At 65.8% G+C, this 24,817-nt stretch carries 19 protein-coding genes and 1 pseudogene; 7 read left to right on the top strand and 13 right to left on the bottom strand.

Annotated elements, in window-relative coordinates; all coding sequences use genetic code 11:
- Window positions 1–117: 117 nt before the first annotated feature.
- Complete coding sequence (locus ACFQZY_RS03595) at window positions 118–3,414, top strand: beta strand repeat-containing protein (protein ID WP_377412722.1); 3,297 nt, start codon at window positions 118–120, stop codon at window positions 3,412–3,414.
- A 75-nt stretch (window positions 3,415–3,489) separates the two neighbouring features.
- Here the strand turns inward: ACFQZY_RS03595 and ACFQZY_RS03590 are convergent, their stop codons facing one another.
- From ACFQZY_RS03590 to ACFQZY_RS03570, 5 genes are all read right to left on the bottom strand, one after another.
- Window positions 3,490–5,250, bottom strand: a complete 1,761-nt coding sequence (locus tag ACFQZY_RS03590; RefSeq protein WP_377412719.1) for an Ig-like domain-containing protein — start codon at window positions 5,248–5,250, stop codon at window positions 3,490–3,492.
- 92 nt (window positions 5,251–5,342) lie between these two features.
- Window positions 5,343–6,335 carry an ABC transporter substrate-binding protein gene (locus ACFQZY_RS03585; RefSeq protein ID WP_377412717.1) on the bottom strand — a complete coding sequence of 331 codons (993 nt, stop codon included), beginning with the start codon at window positions 6,333–6,335 and terminating at the stop codon, window positions 5,343–5,345.
- Between the two features lie 54 nt (window positions 6,336–6,389).
- Window positions 6,390–7,379 carry a Bug family tripartite tricarboxylate transporter substrate binding protein gene (locus tag ACFQZY_RS03580; RefSeq protein ID WP_377412715.1) on the bottom strand — a complete coding sequence of 330 codons (990 nt, stop codon included), beginning with the start codon at window positions 7,377–7,379 and terminating at the stop codon, window positions 6,390–6,392.
- Between the two features lie 144 nt (window positions 7,380–7,523).
- Window positions 7,524–8,357 carry a peptidylprolyl isomerase gene (locus tag ACFQZY_RS03575; protein ID WP_377412713.1) on the bottom strand — a complete coding sequence of 278 codons (834 nt, stop codon included), beginning with the start codon at window positions 8,355–8,357 and terminating at the stop codon, window positions 7,524–7,526.
- A 226-nt stretch (window positions 8,358–8,583) separates the two neighbouring features.
- Entirely contained in the window at window positions 8,584–9,240 is a 657-nt protein-coding gene (locus tag ACFQZY_RS03570) for a hypothetical protein (protein ID WP_377412711.1), read from the bottom strand.
- Between the two features lie 198 nt (window positions 9,241–9,438).
- Here ACFQZY_RS03570 and ACFQZY_RS03565 point away from each other — a divergent pair, with 198 nt between their 5' ends.
- The 5 genes and pseudogenes from ACFQZY_RS03565 to ACFQZY_RS03545 all read left to right on the top strand — a co-directional run bounded on the left by ACFQZY_RS03565 (window position 9,439) and on the right by ACFQZY_RS03545 (window position 11,766).
- Complete coding sequence (locus ACFQZY_RS03565) at window positions 9,439–10,368, top strand: transposase (protein WP_377412709.1); 930 nt, start codon at window positions 9,439–9,441, stop codon at window positions 10,366–10,368.
- A gap of 29 nt (window positions 10,369–10,397) precedes the next feature.
- Window positions 10,398–10,727 (top strand): type II toxin-antitoxin system RelE/ParE family toxin, encoded by a 330-nt coding sequence (locus ACFQZY_RS03560; RefSeq protein ID WP_377412707.1) that lies wholly within the window; start codon window positions 10,398–10,400, stop codon window positions 10,725–10,727.
- Window positions 10,724–11,053 (top strand): helix-turn-helix domain-containing protein, encoded by a 330-nt coding sequence (locus ACFQZY_RS03555; RefSeq protein ID WP_377412705.1) that lies wholly within the window; start codon window positions 10,724–10,726, stop codon window positions 11,051–11,053. The genes ACFQZY_RS03560 and ACFQZY_RS03555 overlap by 4 nt, the downstream gene beginning before the upstream one ends.
- A gap of 51 nt (window positions 11,054–11,104) precedes the next feature.
- Window positions 11,105–11,353 (top strand): type II toxin-antitoxin system Phd/YefM family antitoxin, encoded by a 249-nt coding sequence (locus tag ACFQZY_RS03550; RefSeq protein WP_377412703.1) that lies wholly within the window; start codon window positions 11,105–11,107, stop codon window positions 11,351–11,353.
- Window positions 11,350–11,766: pseudogene (locus ACFQZY_RS03545) on the top strand (type II toxin-antitoxin system VapC family toxin). Before ACFQZY_RS03550 ends, ACFQZY_RS03545 begins: the two are co-directional and overlap by 4 nt.
- Before the next feature lie 5 nt (window positions 11,767–11,771).
- Here the strand turns inward: ACFQZY_RS03545 and ACFQZY_RS03540 are convergent.
- The 6 genes from ACFQZY_RS03540 to ACFQZY_RS03515 all read right to left on the bottom strand — a co-directional run bounded on the left by ACFQZY_RS03540 (window position 11,772) and on the right by ACFQZY_RS03515 (window position 16,958).
- Window positions 11,772–11,948 carry an addiction module antidote protein gene (locus ACFQZY_RS03540; protein ID WP_377412701.1) on the bottom strand — a complete coding sequence of 59 codons (177 nt, stop codon included), beginning with the start codon at window positions 11,946–11,948 and terminating at the stop codon, window positions 11,772–11,774.
- The gene (locus tag ACFQZY_RS03535) at window positions 11,945–12,082 is read right to left on the bottom strand and encodes a hypothetical protein (RefSeq protein ID WP_377412699.1); all 138 of its coding nucleotides are present in this window, start codon (window positions 12,080–12,082) and stop codon (window positions 11,945–11,947) included. Before ACFQZY_RS03535 ends, ACFQZY_RS03540 begins: the two co-directional genes overlap by 4 nt.
- A gap of 287 nt (window positions 12,083–12,369) precedes the next feature.
- Window positions 12,370–14,565: a hypothetical protein gene (locus ACFQZY_RS03530; protein ID WP_377412697.1), complete on the bottom strand. Its 2,196-nt coding sequence runs from the start codon at window positions 14,563–14,565 to the stop codon at window positions 12,370–12,372.
- A 374-nt stretch (window positions 14,566–14,939) separates the two neighbouring features.
- Window positions 14,940–15,296 (bottom strand): helix-turn-helix domain-containing protein, encoded by a 357-nt coding sequence (locus tag ACFQZY_RS03525; RefSeq protein WP_377412695.1) that lies wholly within the window; start codon window positions 15,294–15,296, stop codon window positions 14,940–14,942.
- A complete protein-coding gene (locus tag ACFQZY_RS03520; RefSeq protein ID WP_377412694.1) occupies window positions 15,293–15,634 on the bottom strand; it encodes a type II toxin-antitoxin system RelE/ParE family toxin in 342 nt (113 codons plus the stop codon). Before ACFQZY_RS03520 ends, ACFQZY_RS03525 begins: the two co-directional genes overlap by 4 nt.
- A 175-nt stretch (window positions 15,635–15,809) precedes the next feature.
- A complete protein-coding gene (locus ACFQZY_RS03515; protein WP_377412692.1) occupies window positions 15,810–16,958 on the bottom strand; it encodes a tyrosine-type recombinase/integrase in 1,149 nt (382 codons plus the stop codon).
- A 306-nt stretch (window positions 16,959–17,264) separates the two neighbouring features.
- Here ACFQZY_RS03515 and ACFQZY_RS03510 point away from each other — a divergent pair, with 306 nt between their 5' ends.
- Window positions 17,265–20,447 carry a beta strand repeat-containing protein gene (locus ACFQZY_RS03510; RefSeq protein ID WP_377412690.1) on the top strand — a complete coding sequence of 1,061 codons (3,183 nt, stop codon included), beginning with the start codon at window positions 17,265–17,267 and terminating at the stop codon, window positions 20,445–20,447.
- 416 nt (window positions 20,448–20,863) lie between these two features.
- Here the strand turns inward: ACFQZY_RS03510 and ACFQZY_RS03505 are convergent, their stop codons facing one another.
- Together ACFQZY_RS03505 and ACFQZY_RS03500 are read right to left on the bottom strand one after the other, a co-directional pair.
- Window positions 20,864–21,076 carry a DUF6447 family protein gene (locus ACFQZY_RS03505; RefSeq protein WP_377412688.1) on the bottom strand — a complete coding sequence of 71 codons (213 nt, stop codon included), beginning with the start codon at window positions 21,074–21,076 and terminating at the stop codon, window positions 20,864–20,866.
- 107 nt (window positions 21,077–21,183) lie between these two features.
- Entirely contained in the window at window positions 21,184–24,582 is a 3,399-nt protein-coding gene (locus ACFQZY_RS03500; protein ID WP_377412686.1) for a beta strand repeat-containing protein, read from the bottom strand.
- Window positions 24,583–24,817: the final 235 nt, after the last annotated feature.

The following is a 24,817-nucleotide window of genomic DNA, read 5'->3' as shown; positions in this document are numbered from 1 at the left end:
AAACTCCCTGCGGTCGGTGTACCTGCAGTAAAAATGCAGTGCACAGGCGGATCTTGCTGTTCACATTGAATATATTCAATAGACTATTCGTCCCATACTTTCACGCTCACTGCAGGTGTGGATAACATCACCGGCACCGCGGGAAACGATACGGTTGACGGCGTCGTCGGCAACGTCATCCAGAACGGCGTGCTCGTGTCCGCCGCCACGCTGTCGGGCGTCGACACCATCAACGGTGGCGCGGGATCGAACAACGTGCTGAACATCGTCGACCAGGTCGGCGGCACCAGCGTTTCGAACATCAACACGACCAACATCCAGACGGTCAACGTGTCCTCCGTCGGCGATGTGGACCTCGACACCACGTCCGGCTTCTCCGGCCTCAAGACGCTGAACATCAACCGCGGCGACGACATCTACGCCATCGCCGCTGCAACCACGAACGTGAAAGTGAGCGGCGCCACGGGCGGCTACGTCGACGTGCGCGGCGGTGCCGACATCGCCGTCACCTCCAGCCAAGCCAACCAGGACGTCTACGTCGGCTACGACACCGGTGCCTCCGGCGCCGTGACCGTGAACCACGCCAACACCGGCAGCGGCTGGATCGAAGTCGATGGCGGCACCAACGTCACCGTGTCCGCACAGGGCGCAACCGGCGGCCGCGTGAACATCGGCACCTACAACACGGTCAAGCCCACCGGCACCATCTCGGTCAGCACCTCGGGCGCCGAATACAAGGCGACGAGCAACAACGTCAACCTCGGCGCGATCAACGTCACCGGTGGCACCACCGTCACGGTGAACCAGCAGGCGACCTCGTCGTCCGCCGCCGCGGCCACCGACACCAGCAATACCGTCGTCAGCCAGGGCGCCGTGTCCGTGACCGGCACGTCCCTGACCACCGCCGTCTACGTCGCCCAGACGACCGCCGCTGCCGCCGTCGACGCGCGCGAGGCCGTCGCCGCCAAGAAGGAGACGCAAGTCGTCAACTTCTCCGGCATGACCACCGGCCAGACCGTCACCATCGACGGCCTGACCTTCACCGCCGCCAAGACCCTGACCGCCGCCGAAGTGGCTGCCGCCTTCGCCAACCTGGCCAAGAGCGCCACGCAGAACACCACGGCCACGGCCAATGGCACCTTCACCGGTGCCCTGTCGGCCAACTGGACCTCCGGCGCCGTGACCTCCACGACGGTGAGCGGGACCACCACCTACTCGGTCACCTTCACCGCCGCCACCGCCAGCAACACGGACCAGACCCTCACCATCTCCAGCGTCGGCGCCACCGCCCCGACGCAAGGCGACAACGTGCTGGGCGCCGCTGAAGTCACGGCCCGTACCGGCGTGCTGGGCGTGAACGCGGGTACCGTGACCATCAACGGCGCCATCACCGGCACCGACAAGCTGGCCACCGTGTCCGTTGACGGCTTCGGCGCTTCGTCGTCGATCGCCTCCGACGCGCTGACGACCGTGACCCTGGCCCGCAGCGCCGAGGACATGTCCATCACCAACGCCGCCGCCACCAGCCTGGCCCTGAACGTCGTCGCCCTGGGCACGAAGTCCTCTGCCGGCGTGATCAACACCGCCCAGGTCAACGCGGGCAGCACCTACACCGCCATGAACGTGGCGACCTCCGGTGCCGACTCGTACGTCGAACTGACCGCGGGTGGCGTCAAGACACTGGCCCTGTCCGGCGACAAGGCCCTGGACCTGTCCGGTTCTTCGCTGGGCGCCCTGGAGTCGGTGACCATCACCGGCGCTGGTGGCGTGAAGGCCAACGTGTCCGCCGCCGCGAGCCTGGCTTCCGTGGACGCCTCCGCCTCCACCGGCAAGAACACGATCACGCTGAACGCCGTCAATGCCACCTACACCGGCGGCGCGGGCGTGGACAACGTGACGCTGTCTGCCACTGCACCGGCCAAGGCCGTGTCCCTGGGCGCTGGCGACGACTCGCTGACCCTGGCCACCGGCACCACCACCTCCACCGCGACCCTGTCCGGCGGCGATGGCACCGACACGCTGGTGATGGCTGCCGCCGACGCCGCCACGGCTTCCGCCACGGCGACCTTCGCGACCAAGATCGACGGCTTCGAGAAGCTGAGCCTGGGCACCGTGGCCGCCGGCCAGAACAAGACGGTCAACCTGGCGAACCTGGACGGCATCAGCTATGTCACCACCGCCGGTGGCGCCGCGACGAGCCAGGCCGCCCCGACCGTGACCATCGTGACGACCCAGGGCACGAGCACGACCCACGAGACCGCGGCCGTGACGTTCCCGGCGCTGTCCGCCGGCATGAGCATCACCATCGCCGGCGTGACCGCGACCGCGATCAACGACGCGACCTCCAGCGAAGTGGCTGCTGCGTTCTTCGGCTACTCGCCCACGGGCTCGGCCAACGTCAGCGTCAGCGGCAGCTACACGACCTGGGCTGGCCCGAGCATGAGCGGCTCCACGGTGTTCTTCGACTACGGCGCCAACGGCAACGTCACTGACCTGACCTACACCGCCACCGGCCTCGGCCCGGGTTCGCTGACCCTGACCAACATGGCTGCCAACGGCACGCTGGAGATCACCGCTGCCGGCACCGGCGCGGTCGTGACCCTGGCCGACGCCACCGGTACCGCCGACATCCTGAACGTGATCGTCAAGAACGGCTCCGGCATCAACGCCGGCACGGTGGACGCCGCTGGTGTCGAGACCATCGCCCTGGTGGTCACCGACAGCGACGTCGTCACCGTCACCACGCCCGACACGCACACCATCACGCTGAAGGACGCTGCGCTCAAGACCGTGACCCTGTCCGGCAATGCCAACGCCAACCTGAACCTGGACGCCAACGTGACGGCCCTGACCTCGGTCAATGCCTCCGCCCTGGGTGGCAAGCTGACGTTCGCGACCTCCGCGAGCGGCACCTCGGCCGTCACCGTCACCGGCGGCGCCGGCAACGACGTGCTCACCGCCAACCGCGCCGGCGACGTGCTGGTGGGCGGCGCAGGCAACGACACGCTGTCGATCCGCAGCAATGGCGTGACCGTGACTGGCGGCGCTGGCGCCGACGTGTTCAACGTGGACTTCGCGGTGAACAACGTCAACGCCTACGGCACCATCACCGACCTGCAGGCCGGCGACACGATCAAGTTCAACGCGGGCGCCAACGCGTTCAAGTCGGCCAAGGTCACCCTGGGCACGACCGCGGTCTTCGCCGACTATGCGAACGCTGCCATCGCCAACACCACCGACGGTGGCCTGGCCTGGTTCCAGTTCGGCGGCGACACCTATGTCGTGCAGAACATCGCTGCCGGCAGCGCCACGGAGTTCACCGCCAACCTGGACATCATCGTCAAGGTGACCGGCCTGGTGGACCTGAGCACTGCCTCGTTCAACGCCACCTCGGACACGCTGCTGGCCGTCTGACGAAGCCTCGAGCTCCCGGCGCGATAGCGCCGTGACGCAGACCCCGCGCCCCACAAGGGCGCGGGGTTTTTCATTTCAGGGGCTCACCCCGATGACCACCGCCGCGTCGAGCCTGGCGCCTGCGGCGTCATAGGCCACGCGCCCTTCATCCGCCCCGTAGATCACGTAATGCGCGATCGCGCCGTTGGTGCGGCTGCCCAGGAAGTCGGCCACGTGGCCGTCCACGTAGGCGGCCACGTCGGGGTTGTCACGCAGGTAGCGGGTACCGTCGTACGTGTCGAACACCGGGCCCGCGCTGCGCCCTTCCCACACGCCGTACAGGTTGTAGTGCAGGAACAGGGTGGCGGTGTCGAGGTTCGCGGCCTTGAGGTCGGGCCAGCGATTGGCGTAGTACGGGGCATCGAACCATGCATTCGGCCGCAGGCCCTGCGCGGCGCCGGCCGACAGGTAGTGCGTGCTGGCCGCGTCCATCGTCACCGAGGTCGCCAGCGTGGGGTTGGACAGCAGGTAGTAGGCCGGGTCGAACAGGAAGTCCCGGTTGGCCTTGTACGCCGGCACGCTGGTGCGCGCCGGGTTGAACAGGTCGAACACCTGCGTGCCGAACTGCACCTTCTCCACCTGCCGCAGCAGGTCGGTGCCGTCGCGGCCCGGCGTGGCGTCCGAGACGATGGCGGTGCGGGCCGCGCGGTCGATGGTGAGGCTGTAGCCGCCCACCGCGCCGCGGAACACCGCGGTATCCAGGCCGGCGCCGCCGTTGAACTCCTCCACCTGGTAGGTGCTGGCGAAGGCGTCGTCACCCGGCGTGCCGGGCACCACGGTGCCGCCCGTGTAGAAGCCGTAGGACACGCCGTCCGCCGAGGCCAGGCCGGAGAGGCCCTGCACCGCGCCCGGGGAGACGCTGAGCGTGTAGCGGGTGAACCAGGCGAGGTCCTTCGTGGGGTCGATCGAGAGCTCGGGGCCGCCCACCTCCACGCGGCTGCTGGAGGCCACGTCGAAGCTCTCCACCAGCGTGCCATCCATCTTGCGCAGCGAGATCGTGCCGCTGCCGCGGCGCACCACCTCGCTGAATTGCAGCACCAGGTCGGCGGCCACCGGCGCGGTAGCGGCGGCGTCGCCGGGGGTGAACGCGGTGACGGTGGGGCGGGCCTGCGCGTCCAGCAGCGTGTCGTTGGCCAGCATGCCCGCGAGCAGGGCGCCGTAGACCTCGCTGCCGCCCACGTCGGCCCACCAGGAACTGGTCGATTTGACGCCGATCACCTGGTTGCCCACCAGCAGCGGCCCACCCGAGCTGCCCGGGGCGAATACGTCGACGGCGGACTCGTACAGCGCATACCAGGAGGGGCGCGTCACGCTCACCGTCTCGGTCTGCATGCCGTCGGCATTGGAGGGGAAGCCGACGGCCTCGGCCACCTGCGTGCCATCGAAGCCCGGCGCGATGCCGAGCCAGCCCAGGGTATCGCCAACGGCGCGGTCCAGCCCCAGCAGCGCCACGTCGTACTGCGCCTCGGACTGCTCCATCGTTCCGTTGTCGGCGTTGGCGTAGGTCTGGCCGGGCCAGCTGAGGACGGACCAGCGCGTGGGGTGCACCGGCGTGCCCGGGTCATCGAAGGCGACGCGGGTGAAGCTGAAGTCGGCGCCGAAGTACACGCTGTACTTCGTGGCCCAGCCCCCGCGGTCGGGGTTGTAGATGGCGTGGCCGGCGGTGAGCACGTCGTTGCGGCCCACCAGCACCGCGCTGGCCACGCTCTGGGTTCCGTCGGGCCAGGAGACGATCAGCAGGCCGACGTCACGATAGGGTTGGGTGAGGCGCTGGGCGGCGGAGACTTCGACAGCCATGGGGACGAGGCACGGGGCAAGGCAACCTAAAGGCCTATCGTACTCCCGCCGGGTGGGCTGATCACCACCCGCTCACCGCCCCCGCCCCCGCCTCAGACCTTGAACCGCTCCAGCGTCTGCGGCGCGAACAGTTCCTCCGGCGCCATGAGCCGCTGCGCCACGCCCTGTTCGTAGGCGTATTGCGTGAAGGCGCGCAGCGTGGCCTGGTTGGCGTCCACGCCATAGGGCCAGAGGTCGCCCCCCATCAGGCTGCGGGCCTGCTCGGCGTGGTCAGGCAGCCAGGGCACGGGGAAGGCGGAGCAGGTGATGTCCAGGGCGCGGGCCTGGCTGGCCTCCTTGGCCTGCTCGAAGGCCTTGAGCAGGTTCATCGCCACCCAGGGGTGGCGCTCGTGCACCTCGCGGCGCAGCACCACCACGTGCATGATCGGGAAGATGCCGGTGCGGCGCCAGTAGTCCAGCTCGGTCTCGCGGTAGTCGGCGAACAGGCGGACCACGCGCCCGTCACCCCGCAGGAAGGCCTCCGGCGGCCGTGCGGTGAGGGCCGCGTCGATGCCGCCATCGGCCAGCAGGGACGACAGGCTGGCCTGCGGCGCGGGCGTGCAGCGCAGGCCCTCGGGCAGGGCCAGGGCCACCTTCTCCTTGCGGCCAGGCTGGTTCACGCCGGCCTGCACCCAATCGATGGATCGCAGGTCCACCCCGTACTCGTGCGCCAGCAGCCCGCGGCTGTAGATCGCGGCGGTCTGCGCCCACTCGGGCAGGCCCACGCGGCGGCCCGCGAGGTCCTGCGGGCGGGTGATGCCGGCGTCCGCGCGCACGTAGATCGACGAGTGCCGGAACACCCGCGAGGGGAACACCGGCAGCGCGATGAAATCGCAGCCCTGCGGGGACGAGGCCATCGCGATGTACTTGGCGAACGACACCTCCGAGATGTCGAACTCGCGAAAGCGCAGGAAGCGGAAGAACACCTCCTCCGGCTGGAAGTGCATGCCCACCAGGTCCAGCCCGTCGGGCCGGATGATTCCCTCGGTGAGGTCGCGGACATGGTCATAGGCGCCCAGGGCGATGGACAGGGTCAGGCGTGACACGGGGCTCGTCTTTCTTGTTCTCGGTTCGGGAAATCGCGGGCCGCAGCCCGGCGGTCAGTCCAGCCGCACGTTCAGCTCGCGGATCAACTTGCTGTAGCGGGCCTGGTCGCGCGCCATCAGCTCGCGCATCTCCTCGGGCGTGGTGGCCATGGGCTCGATGCCGCCGGCCGCCAGGAAGGCCTCGCTCAGCTCGGGGCTCTGCAACGCGCGCGCCACCTCGGCGCGCAGGCGCTGCAGCACCGGCGCCGGGGTGCCGGCGGGCGCGAACAGGCCGATCCAGATCGTGTTCTCGAAGCCGGGGAAGGACTCGGCGATGGTGGGCACCTCGGGCAGCGACTTCGAGCGCTGGAGGCCGCTGGTGGCCAGGGCCTGCAGCTTGCCGGCCTTGATCAGGTTGGCGTTGGAGGTGCCGGCAAACATCGCCGCCGTCTCGCCGCCGATGGTAGCCGCGGTGGCCGGCGTGCCGCCCTTGTACGGCACGTGCAGCAGGTCGAAGCCGGCGCGCGCCTTGAGCAGCTCCATCGTGAGGTGGTGCTGGCTGCCATTGCCGCCGGAGGCGTAGGCCAGCGGCGGCTTGGCGCGCCGGGCGAGCTCCACGAACTCGGCCAGGTTCTTCACCTTCAGGCCCGGGTTCACCGCCAGCACGAACTGGTTGGCCCCCAGGGTCGCCACCGGCACCAGCTCCTTGTTCACGTCCACCGGCATGCGGGCGTAGAGGTAGGGGTTGATCACGAACAGGCTGTCCATGCCCACCAGGAGGGTGTGGCCGTCGGCCGGGGCGCGCGCGGTGAACTCGGCGGCCACGTTGCCGTTGGAGCCGGTCTTGTTGTCAACCACCACGGACTGGCCGGTCTGGGCGGCCAGGCGCTGGCCCAGGGCGCGCGCGATCAGGTCGGGCGCGCCGCCGGGCGGGATGGGAACGACCAGGCGGATCGGCCGGCTCGGCCAGGTCTGCGCGTGGGCCTGCCCCAGCGGGGCGAGGGCGGCGAGCGCACAGGCAGCCAGGGCGAGCCAGCGACGGCGCGCGCGAGGGCGTGGGGGCATGGGGTCTCCTGCGTTGTCGGGTCTGCGCCCGGTTGGCTGGAGATTGTTCAGCCTTCCCGCGGCGGGATCAACACCGCGAGGTCTCCCGGGAGGCACGCAGGTGACAGGCCCTGCCCGCGGGCCGGGCGCCCCGCGTCGCCGGGCCTACTTCACCTGCAGGGCCAGGGTGATCGTGATGTCGGTCAGCGGTACGTCGTTGAAGCCGTTGAAGGTGCCGGTGGGCTTGGCCGCGATGGTGTCCACCACGTCCAGGCCGGCGGTGACCGCGCCGAACACGGCGTAGCCGGGGTTGCTGGCGCTGCGGTAGTCCAGGCTGGTGTTGTCGACGAGGTTGATGAAGAACTCGGAGGTGGCGGAGTCCGGCGCGCTGGTGCGGGCCATGGCCACGCTGCCGCGCACGTTGCGCAGGCCGTTGTTGCTCTCGAGCGTGATGGGTGCCAGCTGGCCGGGCTTCTTCACCATGCCGGTGGTGTAGCCGCCGCCCTGCACCACGAAGCCGGGGATCACGCGGTGGAACAGCGTGCTGCGGTAGTAGCCGTTGCCCACGTAGGTGAGGAAATTGCGCACCGTGACGGGCGCGGCCGCCGGGTCCAGCTCCAGGGTGATGTTGCCGGCGTCGGTGAGCATGGCCACCTGCGGCTTGGGCACGGTGAGCGTGGTCTGGTACAGCACGGCGCCCTCGGCGGAGCGCAGGGTCAAGGGGAACTCGCCGACGCGCTCCACGGTGCAATTGAGCACCGCCAGCTCGGGGGTGCTGCTGCTGGCGAAGCTGGGGTTGGTGCAGGCGCCGCCGGTGTCCGCCACCATCGTGTTGCGCAGGTGCACGCCGCCCACGTAGAAGGTGGCGGCCTTCCCGAACATCATCGACTGGACCTGGAAGCCGTTCACGGCCGGCTTCGGGTCACTGCCGCCGCCGCAGGCGGCCAGCAGGGCGGCGGTGGCGGTCACGAGCAGGGCGCGGGGAAGGGAGGGAGGCATGGTCGGGGGGAAGGCGGGCGATCGGGGGATTGTCGCGCAGGAAGGGATGGGGTCAGGTCTTGCATCAACGCGACAGCAAAAAGTTCGGCCATTCGTGGTGCGAGATCGCGCAGAACTTCGGGGTACACGACTCCCCGGTAGGTTGGACGGTCAGAGGGAATGGCGTGGGACCAGAGAGCGATCGGTCGCGTTGATGCAAGACCTGACCCCAGCCCCCCAGCCCCACTCAGTCCCATGCCTTCGGAAGCCCCACGCGGTCGTAGACCTCCCAGCCGAGGTTGGTCAGTTTGACTTGTACCAACTGCTCGCTGCGACTGGCCGCACCGAGGGCGGCAGACACCGAGGAGAAGGCTTCCTGGATCTCCGGCTTCAGCGCCCAGGCGGCCTGGCCGTCGATCTTGAAGTGATAGGCGACCCGGGCCTCCTGATACTCACCGAACTTCAGCGGCCCTTCCCACTTCACCACCTTGTCGAGGACAGCCCGGCCCCAGCAGAGAACTTGGCGCTTGTCCGGTGTCTCATGGACATAGGGGCGAGCCGCTTCTGTGAGCGAGTAGCGCCGTGCCTTTTCCTTCACCCGCATGGGCTTCAAGTCGAAGCCTGTTCGCTCGGAATCCACGTCGACATCCTCGCTTCGCGCAAGCCCGACCGACTCCAACGCGACGAGGGTGCGAGGCGGCCCGCCCGGTGAAAAGAGCGACTTGCGCATGGCGTACTCGGGGATATCGACCGGCCATTGGCGGATGCCGAGGCACAAGCCATCGCTGCGGGCGAGGAATGCCTCGATCGCTTTGGCGAAGTTGCGCTCGCTCGGATCCGACTTGCTTCCGCACCCCGCGCCAAGCACGCCCAACGCGATTCCGATGGTCCATGCAAACCTCATATTGCCCCCTGGTCAACGCCGAAATCCGCAGCGCGCGGAAGTCTAGGGAAGGCGCTCCTCGGAGGCGATGCGGGTTGGACGAGCGGGATGGGGTCAGGTCTTGCATCAACGCGACAGCTTTAACTGTCGCGTCTGCCAACACCAACGCAACCGCATCCGTCCTTTGCGCTGAATCGCCTGCCCGCCTAGGCTGCGGCGATGGCTCGACCGCTTCGCATCGAATTCCCTGGCTGCCTGTACCACGTGACATCTCGCGGAGATCGCCGCGAGGCCATCTACGAGGACGACCACGATCGCCGGGTCTGGCTCGATCTCCTGGCGGAGGCCTGTGACCGCTTCCACTGGGTCTGCCATGCCTGGTGCCAGATGACCAACCACTACCACCTGATGGTGGAAACCGTGGAGCCCACCTTGTCGCGGGGCATGCGGCACCTGAATGGCGTCTTCACCCAATGGAGCAACCGGCGCCACGAGCGAACCGGGCACCTGTTCCAGGGCCGCTTCAAGGCCATCGTGGTGGAGAAGGAGTCGCATTTGCTGGAGTTGAGCCGCTACATCGTCCTCAACCCCGTCAGGGGCGGCATGGTGCGGCTGCCAGGCGACTGGCCCTGGAGCTCCTGGCATGCCACGGCGGGCCTGCACGCTGCGCCGGGCTGGCTCGACGTTGACTGGCTCCTGGCCCGGTTCGCACGGGACAGGGCTGTGGCCATGGATCGATACCGCCGCTTCGTGCTTGGAGGCATCGGCCTCGCGAGCCCGCTGCGAGACGCTGCGGGGCAAGGCATCCTGGGCAGTGAGCCCTTCGTTCAGCGGGTGCTGGGGCAGGCGCGCGCCGCGCAGGCGCCCGCGGAGGTGCCCCGCTTGCAGCGCCACGCCAAGCCGCAGACGCTGGCGGACTACGCGGCGGGGGCGCCCAACGCCTCACAGGCCATGGCGCACGCCTACGCCAGCGGCGGCTATTCGCTGCGCGAGATCGCGGAGCACTTCGGGGTGCATTACTCCACGGTGAGTCGGGCGGTCAGGGGGAGTGGGGTGGGGGGGGGGGGGCGATCGGTCGCGTTGATGCAAGACCTGACCCCCCTTTCGCCCCCTTTCGCCCCCGTTCGACCTCGATCTTCCCGGGCTTGAAAAATACAAAACCTTGTATATCATCGCCAATGAAGGACATTGAGTTTCTGGGCAGTTCGTTGGATGACCTTCGAGCATTCCCGTCTTCCGTGATGCGGGAGGCGGGTTACCAACTCGACCGGATCCAGAACGGCTTCCTCCCCAATGACTCCAAGCCCATGCCCAGCATCGGGAAGGCGGTGACCGAGCTGAGGCTTTGGGATGAGGCGGGCACTTTCAGAGTCATCTACCTGGCCAAACTTGAACAAGCTGTCTACGTATTGCATTGCTTCCAGAAGAAGACAGAGAAGACCACAAAGAAAGACATCGACCTCGCAGTCCGGCGCTTGAAGCAACTGCTCAAGGAGATCGAATCATGAAGAGTCAAAAATTCGCGAGCGTCTGGGATGCCATCGAGGACACCCCCCAGGCGGCGGCCAGCATGAGGGCGCGATCCACGCTCATGATGGAGCTGGCCCGCCTGATCGAAGGGCGGGGCATGACGCAAGCCGAGGCAGCGCAGCTGTTTGGCGTGACCCAGCCCAGGGTCTCGGACCTGATGCGTGGAAAGATCAACCTGTTCTCGCTGGACATGCTGATGGACATGGCCGCAACGGCGGGGATGGCGCCGGTGGTGAAGCTGTCGAAACCGAAGGCGCTGCCCGTCAAACACCACAGGCGCACAGGCCATGAAATGGCCTGCTAGGCTGATCGCCCTTTAAATCTGACCTGTCTGGTCAGTATGAGGTGGTCGAAGATGCACACATGGCAAATGCAGGAAGCCAAGGCGCGGATGTCCGAGCTGGTCAAGCGCGCCCAAACGCAGCCGCAAGACATCACCTTGCACGGCAGGTCCGTGGCCGTGGTCGTGTCCCGCGAGACCTTCGACAAGTTGTCCCAGGCCCAGAAGTCGCTCGTGGATTACATGCGGCGTTCGCCGCTCCATGAGGCCGAAGGCATCGAATTGGAGCGTGACCGCAGCCGCACCCGCAAGGTATCGTTTTGAGCTACCTGGTCGATACCAACGTGCTCTCCGAGTTGCGGCGCAAGGCGCCCAACCCGGGCGTGGTCGACTGGTTTTCGTAACGACGTCCCCTCACGTTGCACCTCTGCGTGCTCACGCTGGGGGAGATTCGCAAGGGCATCGAGGCAGTGGGTGACCAGGCTCGCAGGCAAGCGCTGCTGGACTGGCTCGAAACCGAGTTGCCCGCGTTCTTCACCGGCCGGGTCCATGCCATTGATTCAGCTGTGGCCGATCGCTGGGGGCGGCTCGTTGCCGCTGCTGGCTGGCCCCTGCCGGCCATTGACAGCTTGCTAGCCGCCACAGCCCTGACCCATGGCCTCGTCCTGGTCACGCGCAACGTGAAAGACTTCAACGGGCTGCCCGTTGAAACGTTCAATCCTTGGACGAAGTCGTGACTCCATCAACCTCGAGACACCGACAAATGCAAGCCTGAAGCATTGACGACAGCCAGCAAGGTCTTGATCGTCGGGTTCCCCCGTGGCCCGAGAGCGCGGTACAGGGACTCCCTCGGGATCCCCGCGCGCTGGGCGACCGCGGACATGCCCTGCGCCTCAGCGATATGCCGCAGTGCCGTCAACAGGGCCTGCTGGCCGCCGGGTTGGTCGGCTTCGTCCAGGGCCGCGGCCAGGTATTCGTTGGCAACCCCTGGTCGGCCCTGAGCATCTCGACGATGGTCTCGTCATGCGCGCGGCTTGCTTTCGCGGTGGTCATTTCAACTTCCTTCGGTGCTGCCAATCAGCCCAATACCCGTGGGCCAGATCAATGTCTGCTTGCTGGCGGCGTTTGTCGCCGCCCACCAGCAGCAAGATCAAGCGCTGTCCGGCTTGGGCGTAGTAGAGGCGCCACCGCTGGCCCGGCAACGCATTCGTGCGGCTGCGTTGGAATGAACAGACGCGGCCGTTGGACCCGGCAAGGATTCGGTCGCGTTGATGCAAGACCCGTTGATGCAAGACCTGACCCCACCCCTCTTTCAGCGCAGCGAAGGCCCCCTCTCCCCGTCATACGATGTTGGACGCGCTGAAGCCCGTCGCTCCCGCCCCGACCAGGATGATGGCGCCGTTGGCGATATCAAAGACATTGAAGGCGAGGTTGGCGCCGTTGAGGGAGACGAAGTACAGGATGTCCCGGCCGCTGGTGTAGTCAATGGTGAATTGGTCGGTGCCATCCCAGGTGCCACGGGCATAGTGGCCTTGGCCGCGGACGTAATTCATCCACAGTAGCCCGCTCGTGTAGATGGCACCGCTGGTGGTGGCGTCCAGCAAGTCCTTCGACGAGTCGAAGTCCGTCACGATGTCGACCTGGCCGTTCGGATACTTCAGCGTATCGCCATTGGCCAATTGGCCACTGGCTGAGCGGTTCGCAATGGTGCTCAAGGACTCCGAGAGGTACTCGGAGTCCCCCAGGCTCTGGATAAACCGGTTATGGCCGAGGCCACCGGTGAGGCGGTCGACGCCGGTGCCACCCTTGAGGGTGTCGTCACCGTCGCCGCCGTTGATGACGTCACCGATCGAGGAGCCCACCAACGTCACCCCCGCAGCGCCACCGACGACGTTGAAGGTCAACGCATTGGTCCCTGAGGTGAGGCCGTGGTAGCCCGAGTCCCTGAAGTTGGCCTGGAAGGTGAGCGCGCTGAAGTCGCGCGAGGCCCCCGCGGACACATTGATCACCACATCGCTCGTATCGGCCGAATTGACCTTGGCGAAGTTGATCGCCTGCCCGGTGATGAAGTCGCCCTGGAAGGTGACGTTGGCACTGTCGCCATTGAGAACCACCTGGTTGATGGCGCCATCGGTCAGCAGGCCGTACAGGGTATCGGCCGACCCGTCGGCATTGGTGGCCAGCAAGTTGGTCAGGTTGGCGGTGGCGTCAATGCGGATGGAGTTGACCTCGTTGCTCGCCGTGCTGCCGCCGTTGATGCGCTCGCCGCTGGCGGTGTCTTCGGACATCACGAAGACATCATTGCCGCCCTTACCCAGCATCTTGTCGGCGCCGCCCCCGCCGGTGACGACGTCGGGGCCCGCACCGCCCGTGATGCGGTCGACGTAGGCCGAGCCCACCAGGGTGTAGCCGTTGCTCGTTCCCGTCTCCGTGGACACGTTGATCGTGTTGATGTTCATGCCCGTGGTTTCCGTGTCCGACGACAAGTCCACCATGCGCAGGCCCGATTCATGGGCGTCGTCGCCGAACTCGAGGTAGAACCCCGCCATCTGCGGGCCCACCGCCTCGATCCGGCTCACGTTCGACATCCGCGCCCAACTCATGGCGCTGTCGATCTCGAACCCGTTCTGGGTGCCCACGTTGTTGCCGATGACCAGGGTGTTGGTCCCGGCGCCACCATCGATTCGGTCAGCAAGGCCCAACCCTTGGCGCAGTAGACCGCTCTCGCGGTAGATGAACCGGTCGTCCCCATCGCCACCGTAGAGCGTATCGGCACCGTAGCCACCCTGGAGCGTGTCCTGGCCCGCGCCGCCGTGGATCACGTCATCACCGCTGCCTGCGGTCAGGGTGTCGTTGCCGGCACCGCCGAACAGGTAGTTGACCCGCGTCCCGGAAGCCGAGGTGTCGATCGCATCGTTGCCACCCGTGCCCAGCACCACATACTGGCTCGTGGCCGGACTGGTCTGGCCATTGGCGGACAGCGAGAGGTAGCCCTCCTTGATCGAGCCTTGCTCAACGAGGACCGTGTCGCCCGCGCTGAAATTGCCGAGACTGCCCGAGACGGACACGCTCACTTGCCCATTGACATTGACACGGACCACCAGACCGTTGACGGAGTGGTCCACGCTGAGGGTGGGCGGCGGGGGAGGCGGAAGCACCTGCGCGATCAGCTGAGGCATGGTGAGAGGCCCCAGGCTCTCGTAGCTCGTCCCCACCGACCAGTCCGGCTTGTAGACCAGGCCCAGACGGTCATACATCTGCCGGTAGGTGATCTCGGCCTGTGCCGGCACGTACCCCGAGTTGACGAGGTGGTTGGCATTGCGCAGCAGGTAGCTGCTGTCCTGGTACATCGCGACCAGGGCGCGCTCGGAAGCCGCCAGGGGGTCGGCGCTGGCCATGATGGAAGACCAGTTGCGCTCATCGAGACCCGCGCCGATGTTGCCGTACAGCGAGTACACGGCGCGCATCACAAGGTCGAGGGTGTAGGTGGTATGGCCGGAAGCGTTCAGTAGTTCAGCGATCGAGGGGCGGCCCATCGTGTATCGAAATGTGTCGTGAATCCGAGGGGCGACTCTACATGACGCGGGGTCATGGGGTCGGGTCTTGCATCAACGGGCGTTGGGCTCCAGCCGTGGGCGGCGGGAGCCCGTAGTCGCGTTGGTGCAATACCTGACCCATCAACCCCGTGCTCGGGATCCCCGCGCGCCGGGCGACCGCAGACATGCCCTGCGCCTCAGCGATATGCCGCAGTGCCGTCAACAGGGCTTGCTGGCGGCGTTTGTCGCCGCCCACGAGCAGCAAGATCAAGCGCTGTCCGGCCTGGGCGATGGGGCGATGGGGTGAGGTCTTGCATCAACGCTTGTCGAAGTGACCTTGGGAGCTGTCGCGTTAGTGCAAGGCCTCCCCTCTCTCATGCGTGACGGCGCCTGGAGGCCTGCGCGGTCTTGGGGGGTGCCGCGCTGCGGACCCTCACGGAGGGGAGCGGGCGAATGGTCAGCGCCACCTGCATGCCTGCGTTCGTGGCCATGTTCACAAGGGCATCGAGGCTGAAGATTTCAATCTTGCCCTTGAGCAGCTGATTGAAGCGCGGCTGGGTGACCCCCAGCGTTTTCGCCGCGGCTGCCTGCGTGAGGCCGCTGGCGTTGAACCATTGCGCCAGCGCGATCATCGTCTGAGAGCGCAACAGCAGGTTCTGCGACTCTTGAATATCAAACCCAAGGTCTTCGAAGATGTTGGCGCCGCCCTGGGTCACTTTGAGTTCAGTCATCTTGCACTCCTTGCCTTGATCAATGCCCGATATCGGTCAGCAGCAAGGTCTATGTCCTGCTTGTTGGTCTTGCTGGACTTCTTCACAAACGCATGGAGCACGTAGACGGCCTCATTGAACTTGGCGACATACATCACCCGGCAGGCTGTCTCGACCCGGATCCGAATCTCCCTCACGCCCGCGCCGACGGTTTCCATGGGCTTCCAGTCCAAGGGATCCACTCCGGATTGCACCAGTCCCAACTGGTGGCCAGCCGAGCGCTTGGCTTCGTCGGAAAAGGTCTTGACCACCTCCAGGCTGTCGCCAAGCCAGCGCAGTTGCTTCGGACTTGCTCTCATGCGGGCCCTCCATTTTATTCCAATTTCGGAATAATCCAACATCCCGACCCCCGCAGGGTAGAGGCGCCACCGATGGCCCGGCAACGAGCCTGTGCGGCTGCGTTGGAATGAGCAGACGCGGCCGTTGGCCCCGCCAAGGATTCGGTCGCGTTGATGCAAGACCTGACCCCGCCCCTCACATCCCCGGCACCGCCTCCACGGCTTCGAACAAGCGCTCGCGGCTCAAGTGCGCGTAGCGGGTGGTGGTGCGCAGGTCGGCGTGGCCGAGCAGCTCCTGGACCTCGTAGAGGCTGCGGCCGGCGTTGACGAGGAAGCTGGCGAAGCTGTGGCGCAGGTCGTGCAGGCGGAAGTCGGGCAGGCCGGCGGCGCGGCGGGCGCGGTTCCAGCTGGTGAAGAGGGAGAGAAAGGGCCGGCCCGTGCGCGGGTTGGGGAACAGCCAGGCCTCGCCCTCGGCCTGCGAGGCGCGCAGCTCGCGCAGCAGCGCCACGGCCTGGAGGGAGAGCGGCACATGGCGCACCTTGCCGGACTTGGTGCGGGCGATGCGCCAGGTGCGGCGGGCCAGGTCCACGTCGGCCCAGCGGGCGTCGAGCACCTCGCGCTTGCGGGCGCCGGTGTACAGGAGGAAGGCCACCACGAAGCGCAGCGCCGGGTTCTCGCTGGCCGCCACGGCCGCGGAGAGGGCGCGGGCCTGGGCCGGGGAGAGGTAGCGCTCGATGCGGTTGTCGTCACGCAGGTTGCGCAGGTCCTTCACCGGGTTGGCGGTGACGCCCGGCGTCTGCCAGCGCAGGGCCAGGGTGTAGCCGTAGCGAAGCAGCACCAGCACGCGGTTGATGGTGCCCTTGGCGTAGCCGCGGTCCTGCATGGCGGCCACGAGGCGGGCGATGTCGGGGGTGGTGAGGTCGCCCAGGGGGCGGTGGCCGAGGGCGGGCAGCACGTGGTGGCGCAGCAGCGAGGCATCGCAGCCCCAGCTGCGCTTGTAGCTGCGGGCATAGGGCAGGTAGTCGCCCTCGAAGAAGCGGGCGACGGTGGGGCCGAGCGCGTGGGCAGGGGCGGTGGCCGGGTCACCCCCGGCGTGTGCGCGGCGCAGCGCCTCGCGGGCCTGCATGCGCGCCTCCTGCACGGTGATCACGCGCGCATTGCCGAGGGTGAGGTGACGGCGTGCGCCGGGGCCCGTGCGATAGCGCAGGCGGAAGGCCATGCGGCCGGAGGGCTGCACGTCGACATAGAGGCCGGGGAGCAGAGTGTCGAAGACTTCCCAATGGGCGCGGCCGGGCGGGCAAGCGAGAGTGTCGATGAGGGCGGGGGTGAGGCGGGCGACGGGCATGGGTGCGGCGGGGGAAAAGGCCGGACTTTGCCGTCGGGGCGGGTCGTTGGGGTCGGAGTGGGTCGTTGAGGGGGCGTTGGAGGGGGAGGCGTTGGGAAGTGAATAGGAGGTGAAGAAAGTGAGGCGACGAGTTCGCTCACTACTGGTGTTGACACTGTCACTGGTACGACGGGCTCTGACGTCATCAATGCCACCGGCTCGACTTTCACTGCTCTCGACTCTCTGGACGGCGGCGCTGGCACGGACTCCCTCGCCGTGACCGACACCAGCGGTGCTTCCGCTTCTGGCGTGCCTGCTGGCGTTGTGGTGAAGAACATCGAATCGATGGCTGTCACCGCTACTGGTTCGGTTGGTCGTGCGGGTTCCGCTGGTTCCTCCGCCGTGGCTCAAGTGAACAAGTACACCTTCAGTGCCTCTCCCGCCAACAGCAGCTCTGTTCTGGTTAGCTACGGCACTCTGTCGACGACCGTGTCGACGGATGCCAGCGCAACGCAAGCTGAACTGATTGCCGCTGTCGTTCTCGCCCTGAACGCCATGGCCGGTGCTAGCGTTGCTGCCGCTGGTTCTGGTGCGGATGCCGGTAAGGTTGTGGTTACCGCCCCGGTGGCTGGCACGGCCCTGCCTGTGATCGCTTTCTCTAGCGCCACCGACTCCTCCCTGCTTCCCACCGCCAGCGCCACCACCACCGCTAACGCTGCAGCCACCGCTGCCGTGACCGCGGTCGTGTATGACGTGTCGGGCTTCACTGGCCTGACCGACTTCAAGGCAAACGCTACCGGTACTGTGAACGTCAAGGCCGCAGCGACGACCGACGTGACCGTCACTGACGTGGCATCCACTCAGACCGTCCAAATTTCTGGTGGTAAGGCTGTCTCCGCAACCGTCACTGGCACCGCTGGTGCGGTCGTGATTGACGGCAGCGCTGGCGCTGTCTCCGTGAGCCAAGCTACTGCGGGCAACGTCACCATCGGCGCAACGACTGCTGTCTCCGGCACGGTCTCCGTGACCGACACCGCTCAAGGTGCCGGCGCCATCGCAATCGACGGCGGTACGACTGTCTCTGTGACTACGAGCGGCCAGACCACCGGCACCGTGACTATCGGTGCGACCACCGCTCCGACTGGTGCCGTTTCCGTTGCTAACACCAGCGGCTATTCCACGTCGACTGCTGCCGACTTCACGCAAGGTGCGATCGCAATCACGGGCGGCACCACTGTTACCGTGGCCCAATCGGCCGCCAGCGCTGCCGCTAAGACCGCCGCCGCCGCTGACGCAACCAACTACACCGTCACTCAAAGCGCCGTGACCGTCACCGGTGGCGCAGCTACTACGGCTGTGACCGCGACGCAAGATGCCGCTCAGACTGCAGCGAACGCTGTTACCGCAGTCGCTGGCGTCACTGAATCGGCCACTGTTGCATTCAGTGCCCTCACCAGCGGCCAGACCATCGTCCTCGGTGGCCTGACCTTCACTGCCGGCTCCTCTGGTGCCACTGCCGCTGAAGTTGCCGCAGCCTTTGCGAACCTCGCAAACGGCGCTACGCAAGGTTCTTCTGCCAAGGGCACGTTCACCGGCTCGCTGTCTGGCTGGAGCACGAGCGCTATCTCTGGCACTGCAACCGTGACTTTCACCTCGTCGACTGCCAACACTGGCGTGACCGACCTGTCTAACGGTGGCACTGGCTCCGCAACTGTGACCAAGGTCGCCGACGGTTCGGGCGCGACGGCTGCGGTCACCGGTAAGGTGGGTATCGCCAACGGCGCTGTCCAGATCACCGACAAGAACTACAGCAACACCACCGTGGCTGACACGATCAGCACTGTGACCGTCGACGGCTACGCTACCGGTTCGTTTGCCAAGTCCGACGCTCTGGCCTCGCTGTCGCTGGCCAACAGCGCCGCTAACGCTGGTTTCACGGTGTACACCAACACCTCCAGCTCCGCCCTGGCGCTGTCCGTGAACAAGCTTGCGACTGGTTCTACCCTGAGCCTGGATGGCGTGTCCGGCAAGGTCACCAGCCTGAACGTCACCACCACCGGCTCGGACTCCGTTCTGGCCGTGACCGGTGCTGGCGTGACCGCGCTGACCGTCGCTGGCTCCAAGGCCGTTGACATGTCGAGCTCGTCTCTGGGTGCGCTCAAGACGGTCGCCGTGAGCGGTTCCGCTGGTATCACCCTTGATGCGAGTGGCTCCACTGTGACCAGCGTCGATACGACCGCTACCACCGGCAAGAACGTGATCACGATCGATGCAACTGCTGCCACCTACGCCGGTGGTTCGGGTGTCGACTTCGTCACCACTTCTGCTATTGCCCCCTCGAAGGCAATCTCGCTGGGCGCAGGTGATGACAAGCTCACGCTGGCTTCCGGCACGACGTCTGTTACCGGTGCCATTGATGGCGGCGCTGGTTCCGACACCCTGCAGATGGTCGCTGCCGACGCCGTCACCGCGTCTGGTACGGCTGTCTTCGCCACGAAGGTTTCGGGCTTCGAAGTCCTGAGCCTGACGGGCGCCACCGGCACTCAGACCGTGGACCTCGCGACGCTGGGCAACTACACCCAAGTCACCTCCAGTGCTAGCGCTGGTACCCTGACGCTGGACAAGATGGCGTCGGGTGGCACGCTGACTGTCACCGGGAACACGGTCGGCGCCTACCAGGTCAACGTTACCAACGCATCCACTGGTACTGCTGATGTGCTGAACCTCGTTCTGAGCTCGGCTGGCAGCCTGACCGGCGGCACGGTGACCTCGGCTAACGTCGAAACGATCAACGTTACCTCTACGGACACTGACGTTGCCGCAGGTGCTAACAGCAATACGCTGACGCTGACGGCTGCAGATGCGACCACTGTCACCGTTGCTGGCAATGCTGCCCTCAACATCACGATGACTGGCAGCACCAAGGTTGCTTCGCTGGACGCTTCTGCGATGACGGCGGCTCTGACCGTCACGTCGCTGAACACGACCACTGCTGCAACCATCACTGGTGGCTCTGGCAACGATTCGCTGAATGCTGGCTCTGGCTCCAATGCCGTGACCCTGGTTGGCGGCGCTGGCAACGACACCCTGACCACCAACGGCGGTCTGTCTACCCTGACCGGTGGCGCTGGCAAGGATACGTTCGTGATCCAGGCAACGGGTGCCAACGCGAACATCTACTCGACGATCACTGATGCCGCTTCTGGCGATCTCATCAAGTTTGCCGACGTGGGTGTCGCTGGTGGTGAAACGTTTGCCCGCACCAAGGTGACGCTGGCTCCGACGGCAGTCTTCCAAGACTATGCCAACGCTGCAGCTGCAGGTAACGGCGGCGCTTCCGTCGGCGCTATCAGCTGGTTCCAGTTCGGTGGTGACACCTACATCGTTGAAGACCGTAGCAACGCTACGTCCTTCACGAACGGTACGGACCTCATCGTGAAGCTGACCGGCCTGATTGATCTGAGCACCGCCTCGTTCAACAGCGACAGCACCACGCTGATGCTGGCCTAACTCAGCGAGACGTGAAGGAGGAATTCGGTGCGTCAGCACCGTCACCTCCATTTTGAGAAGCTGATGAAACCCGCCCTTGAAAGAGGGCGGGTTTTTTATTGGTATTGGCGTCTTGGCAGCGACGAAGATGCGCGACTTGAATCATGAAGCTTGGGTGCTAATGCAAGACCCCAGGTCCCGTGACCCTGCAAGGCGCGGCGACCGTGATCTTGACGGGTGACTGGTGCGCAGCGGCGCCACCATAATTCGAGAACCAATCGCGCCATGGACTCCGTGGGTGGCCGCGAAACTCTGGAACCTAGCAATGCGGGGACGATCGCAGAAAGTCATTCGTCGCGATTAGCGGGGGCCGCTAAAGGTTGACCCCAAGGACCCAACTCCAGTCACGTTAATGCCGGACCTCGCCGCGGCATCCCTCAAACCTTGATTGTGTCGCCCTGCGAAAAAGCTGGGAGGGCGTCTTGCAACGCCTTGGAATAGGCCATGCGTGCGGTCTGCAATGCAGCGATTTTCGCTTGCAGGCGCACCAGTTCCTGATCCACAAATTGAATGCTGACCAGTTGCGCCTTGGCCTCGTCAGAAAGATCGCTCAAATCGTATTTCTTGCCATCAAAGTTAAGGGTTGGCATGTCGCCTACTCCAAATAAAAAAACCCACCCTCTCGCAAGAGGGCGGGTCAATAGGCTCTTATATCAAGCACCTGCTAGCAAAAGCGGGTGCTTGTCTCCAGAGGAGCTTAGGCCAGGGTCAGCACGCCAGCGGCGACGGTACCGGTAGCGACCGTGCCGATCAGCACGATGGCCTCCAGACCCAGGCCACCCGCAGCTGCATCAGCGTCATAGACAACCAGGGTGTCAGTACCCGTGGCCAGCGTGGTCCAGATGCTGGTCGTGGCATCAAAGGTACCGCGAACCGTGGCCACCGTGGTAGTCGTGGCAGAGGCAATCGTCGTACCGGTGGCGCCCGTGAACGTGTTGCTCAGAGCAACGAGATCAACCGTGTCACCAGCCTTCAGGCCGGTCACCTTGTCGATGCCGGTCAGAACAGTGACGCCGGTGGTGATGCTTGCACCCGTCCAGGTGTCGCCGGCAGCGGCCATGACGATGCCATCCATCACGCCGGCAGCGTGAGCGCCGAACACGATGACGTCACCGCCAGCACCGCCAGTCACCAGGTTGCCACCCGTACCCACAGTGATGGTGTCGACGCCGGAGCCACCGGTGATGGTGTTGTAGCCATTGCCCACCGTGATGGTGTTGGTACCGGAGGAGCCGGTCACCGTGATGACGTTGTCACCGTCACCAGCGGTGATGGTGTTGGAGCCAGCAGCGCCGCTGAGGACGTTGTTGCCAGCGCCACCGCTAATCACGTCGTTACCAGCACCGCCCGTGATGGTGTCGTTCGCCGAACCACCGGTCAGGATGCTCGCCAGGGCGTTACCCGTCAGGGTGTTGGCCTTGGTGGCGCTACCGACGATCTTCAGGCCGTTGGCGGTCGCACCGAGAGCAGAAATGGTCACCGCGCCAGTGGCAGCGGATGCATCAATCACGGTGTTCACGTTCAGTGCCAGAGCGCCGGTCGTGATGCTGGTGGTGCCAGCGCCAGTGACGTTGATGCTGGTCAGGGCGGTCGCGCTGGTCAGGGCGCTGATGCTGAAGTTGTCCGTCGCCGTGATGTTGAGGGTTTCGACACCGGTCAGCACGGGCGCGGTCAGGGCGATGGTGTTCACCGCTGCCAGGCCGTCGCTGATGGTCAGGCCGACGGTGTCGAGCTGGCCGACGTTAGCAGCACCGGCAACGCCAATGGTCGGGGTGGAGGTAGCCTTGATCGTCACGTTGGCAGCTTGGGCCGCGCTCAGACCGGTCACAGCGGTCGTGCCGGACATGGTCACGCTAGTGATAGCCGAGCCAGTGAAGCGGCTCACGTCAGCGTCGACCGAGGTTTCCAGGACTTCGAAGTTCTGGAACTTGGCAGCGCCGGTGGTAGCGAAGGCAGCCGTGTTGGTAAGGATCAGTTTGTCAGCGGTGCCTGCACCGCCATCGACCGTGGCGGTCTGGAGGGCATTGCCTGCGGTCACGGTGTCGACACCAGAGCCGCCGGTGAACTTCTGGCCAGCAGCGATGCTGATCGTGTTGTTGCCGGTGTTCAGCGAGGCGTCAATCACGGCAGCTGCGGCCAGGGTCGTCGTGCCGAAATTCACGCCAGCAGCGCCAGTCACGTTCACCTTGGTGGCCAGGGTAGACGACAGGCCAGTCAACACGTTGGTAGCCGTGCCGTTGCTGGTGATATTCACCGTCGTGGCGTTGACGTCGGTGTAGGTACCGCCGGTGACACCGCTCAGCGTGTAGTTCTGCGTGTGTGCCGCGCTCGAGTTCGTCACGGTCACATCAGCATTCATGCCGGTGGCAGACACGTTGGTCACGGCCTGGCCAGTGATCTCGGTGGCGCCAGCGTTCTCCAGCGTGACAGTGGTCAGCGTGTTGCTCAGAGTGGACGCGTCCGTGATCGCGTTGGCGAACGCGGCACCGGTACCGACACCAGCGGCGCCGTAGTTGCCCTTCACCGAAGCGCTGGTCAGGGCGGTGTTGGTCGTGGCGGCAACGGTCACGCCATCAACCAGGCCGGCCTTCGTGGTGTCGGCGGCAACAACTGCGTCGGCGGCATTCTTTGCAGCCAGGGCGGTAGCGTCATTAGCGGAATCGGCTGCGGCGGCAGCGGTGCTCGCGGCGGTCGCGGCAGTTTGCAGGGGGGTCAACACAGCTTGCGCAGCCGTCTTGGCAGCAGCCAGGCTGGTAGACAGCGCACCGATGAAGGCAGCGTCAATAGCGACCTTGTCGGCCAGGGTGATGGCACCAGCCTGGTAAGCCGTCTTGGTGGCAGCCTGGATCGAGGTGCCGGTTTGAGCGGCGGACACGCCAGTAGCGTTGGTGATGGCGGTGGCAAGCGTCGTGAGGGCGGTCACCTTGGCGGAGGCAGCCAGCTTGGCCACACCAGCGGCGTCGGTGTCACCCGTTGCAGCGGTGTTAGCGGCGGTGGCAGCGGTCTGTGCAGCGACGTTGGCAACGCGAGTAGCCAGGGCCACAGCGTCGACGGTAGATGCGGTAACGGACGTGCCGTTCGTGAAGGTGATAGCGCCGTCCTTGGCGGTGGCGGTCAGAGCGCCAGCGCCCTTCAGGCCCACAGTACCGGTGGCGAAGGTGTTCGTGGCGGTCACGTTGCCGGCAGCTGCGGTGACACCACCGACGCTGATGGCACCAGCGGTGCTGTTGGTCACGACGACGTTCTTGCCGCCGTTCACGGTGACGCCGGCCAGGCCGTTGAGGACATTGACGTCGGTCGTAGCGGCAGCCTTGACGCCAGCAATAGCCGCGCTGCCGGCGACGTTCAGGGTTTGCAGGCCAGTCCAGCCGGAAACGTCTGCAGCGGTAATCGCGGCGGCAGCGGTCAGGTTCGCGACCTCGACGTTCTTGACGGTAGCGCCAGCAGCAGCACCCAGGTCACCGCCAAACACGACGTTGATGGTGTCAGTGCCAGCACCGCCGTCAACGTTGTCCAGCGAAGTGAAGGTACCAGTCGGGGCATTGATGGTATCGGCGCCGGTGGTGCCAGCAACGGTGTCGATGCTGGAAGTGAGCGTGAAAGTCTGGCCAGAGCCGGTGCCCGTGTAGTAAGCGGTACGGCCTTCGAACTGGCCGAACTTCACGAAGTGGGCGATGGCGCCGTTGGTGACGCTGCCACCGAACTGGACCAGGTTGGCGTTGACGTAGGTGGCGACGTCGGCGTTGGCGGCCAGGTAGGCGGCGCCGTCGAACTTGGCCAGGGTGGCGTTGGGCGCGCGGCCCTCGTCCAGGCCGTACTGCATGAAGTGGTACAGCAGGTCGGCAGCGTCGAAGCCCTTGCCGCGCAGGTCAGCGTAGGCGTCGGCGTAGTAGGTGGGGTTGAACGAGGCGTTCGGGGCGTAGCCACGGGCAGCGCCGATCTGCACGAAGTGCTCGATCGGGGACAGGGTGCCCTGGTAGCCGGTCATGTAGGTGGCGCCGTAGTAGAAGGCGTCGAAAGCAACGTAGCTGCCCTTCTTGGAAGCGGGCAGAGCGTTCAGAGCGGATTGCAGCTGAGCACCGGTGGTGAAGTACATGTGATTGCCTTTAGGTAAGGTTTGCAAAACAAAGGGACAGGGATCAGGGTGACCACTACCCAACTTCGCAGCGCGATTGTAGAGAGAGGTTCTCACTCAAGGCAGAGCTACGAGGGGGTAAGCGAGGGGGTGGCGGCGACGCAAAGGTCTTACCCCTCCAGTCCGCAAAAATTCCATTGAAAATCAATGACTTGCGAAACCAACCTCACCCAGGATCGCAACCCTCTACACCCAA

The organism is Ramlibacter sp. GCM10027632, assembly GCF_042675325.1.
In the GTDB taxonomy this organism is placed as follows: Bacteria; Pseudomonadota; Gammaproteobacteria; order Burkholderiales; family Burkholderiaceae_C; genus Ramlibacter.
This window is presented reverse-complemented; position numbering and strand designations above follow the sequence as displayed.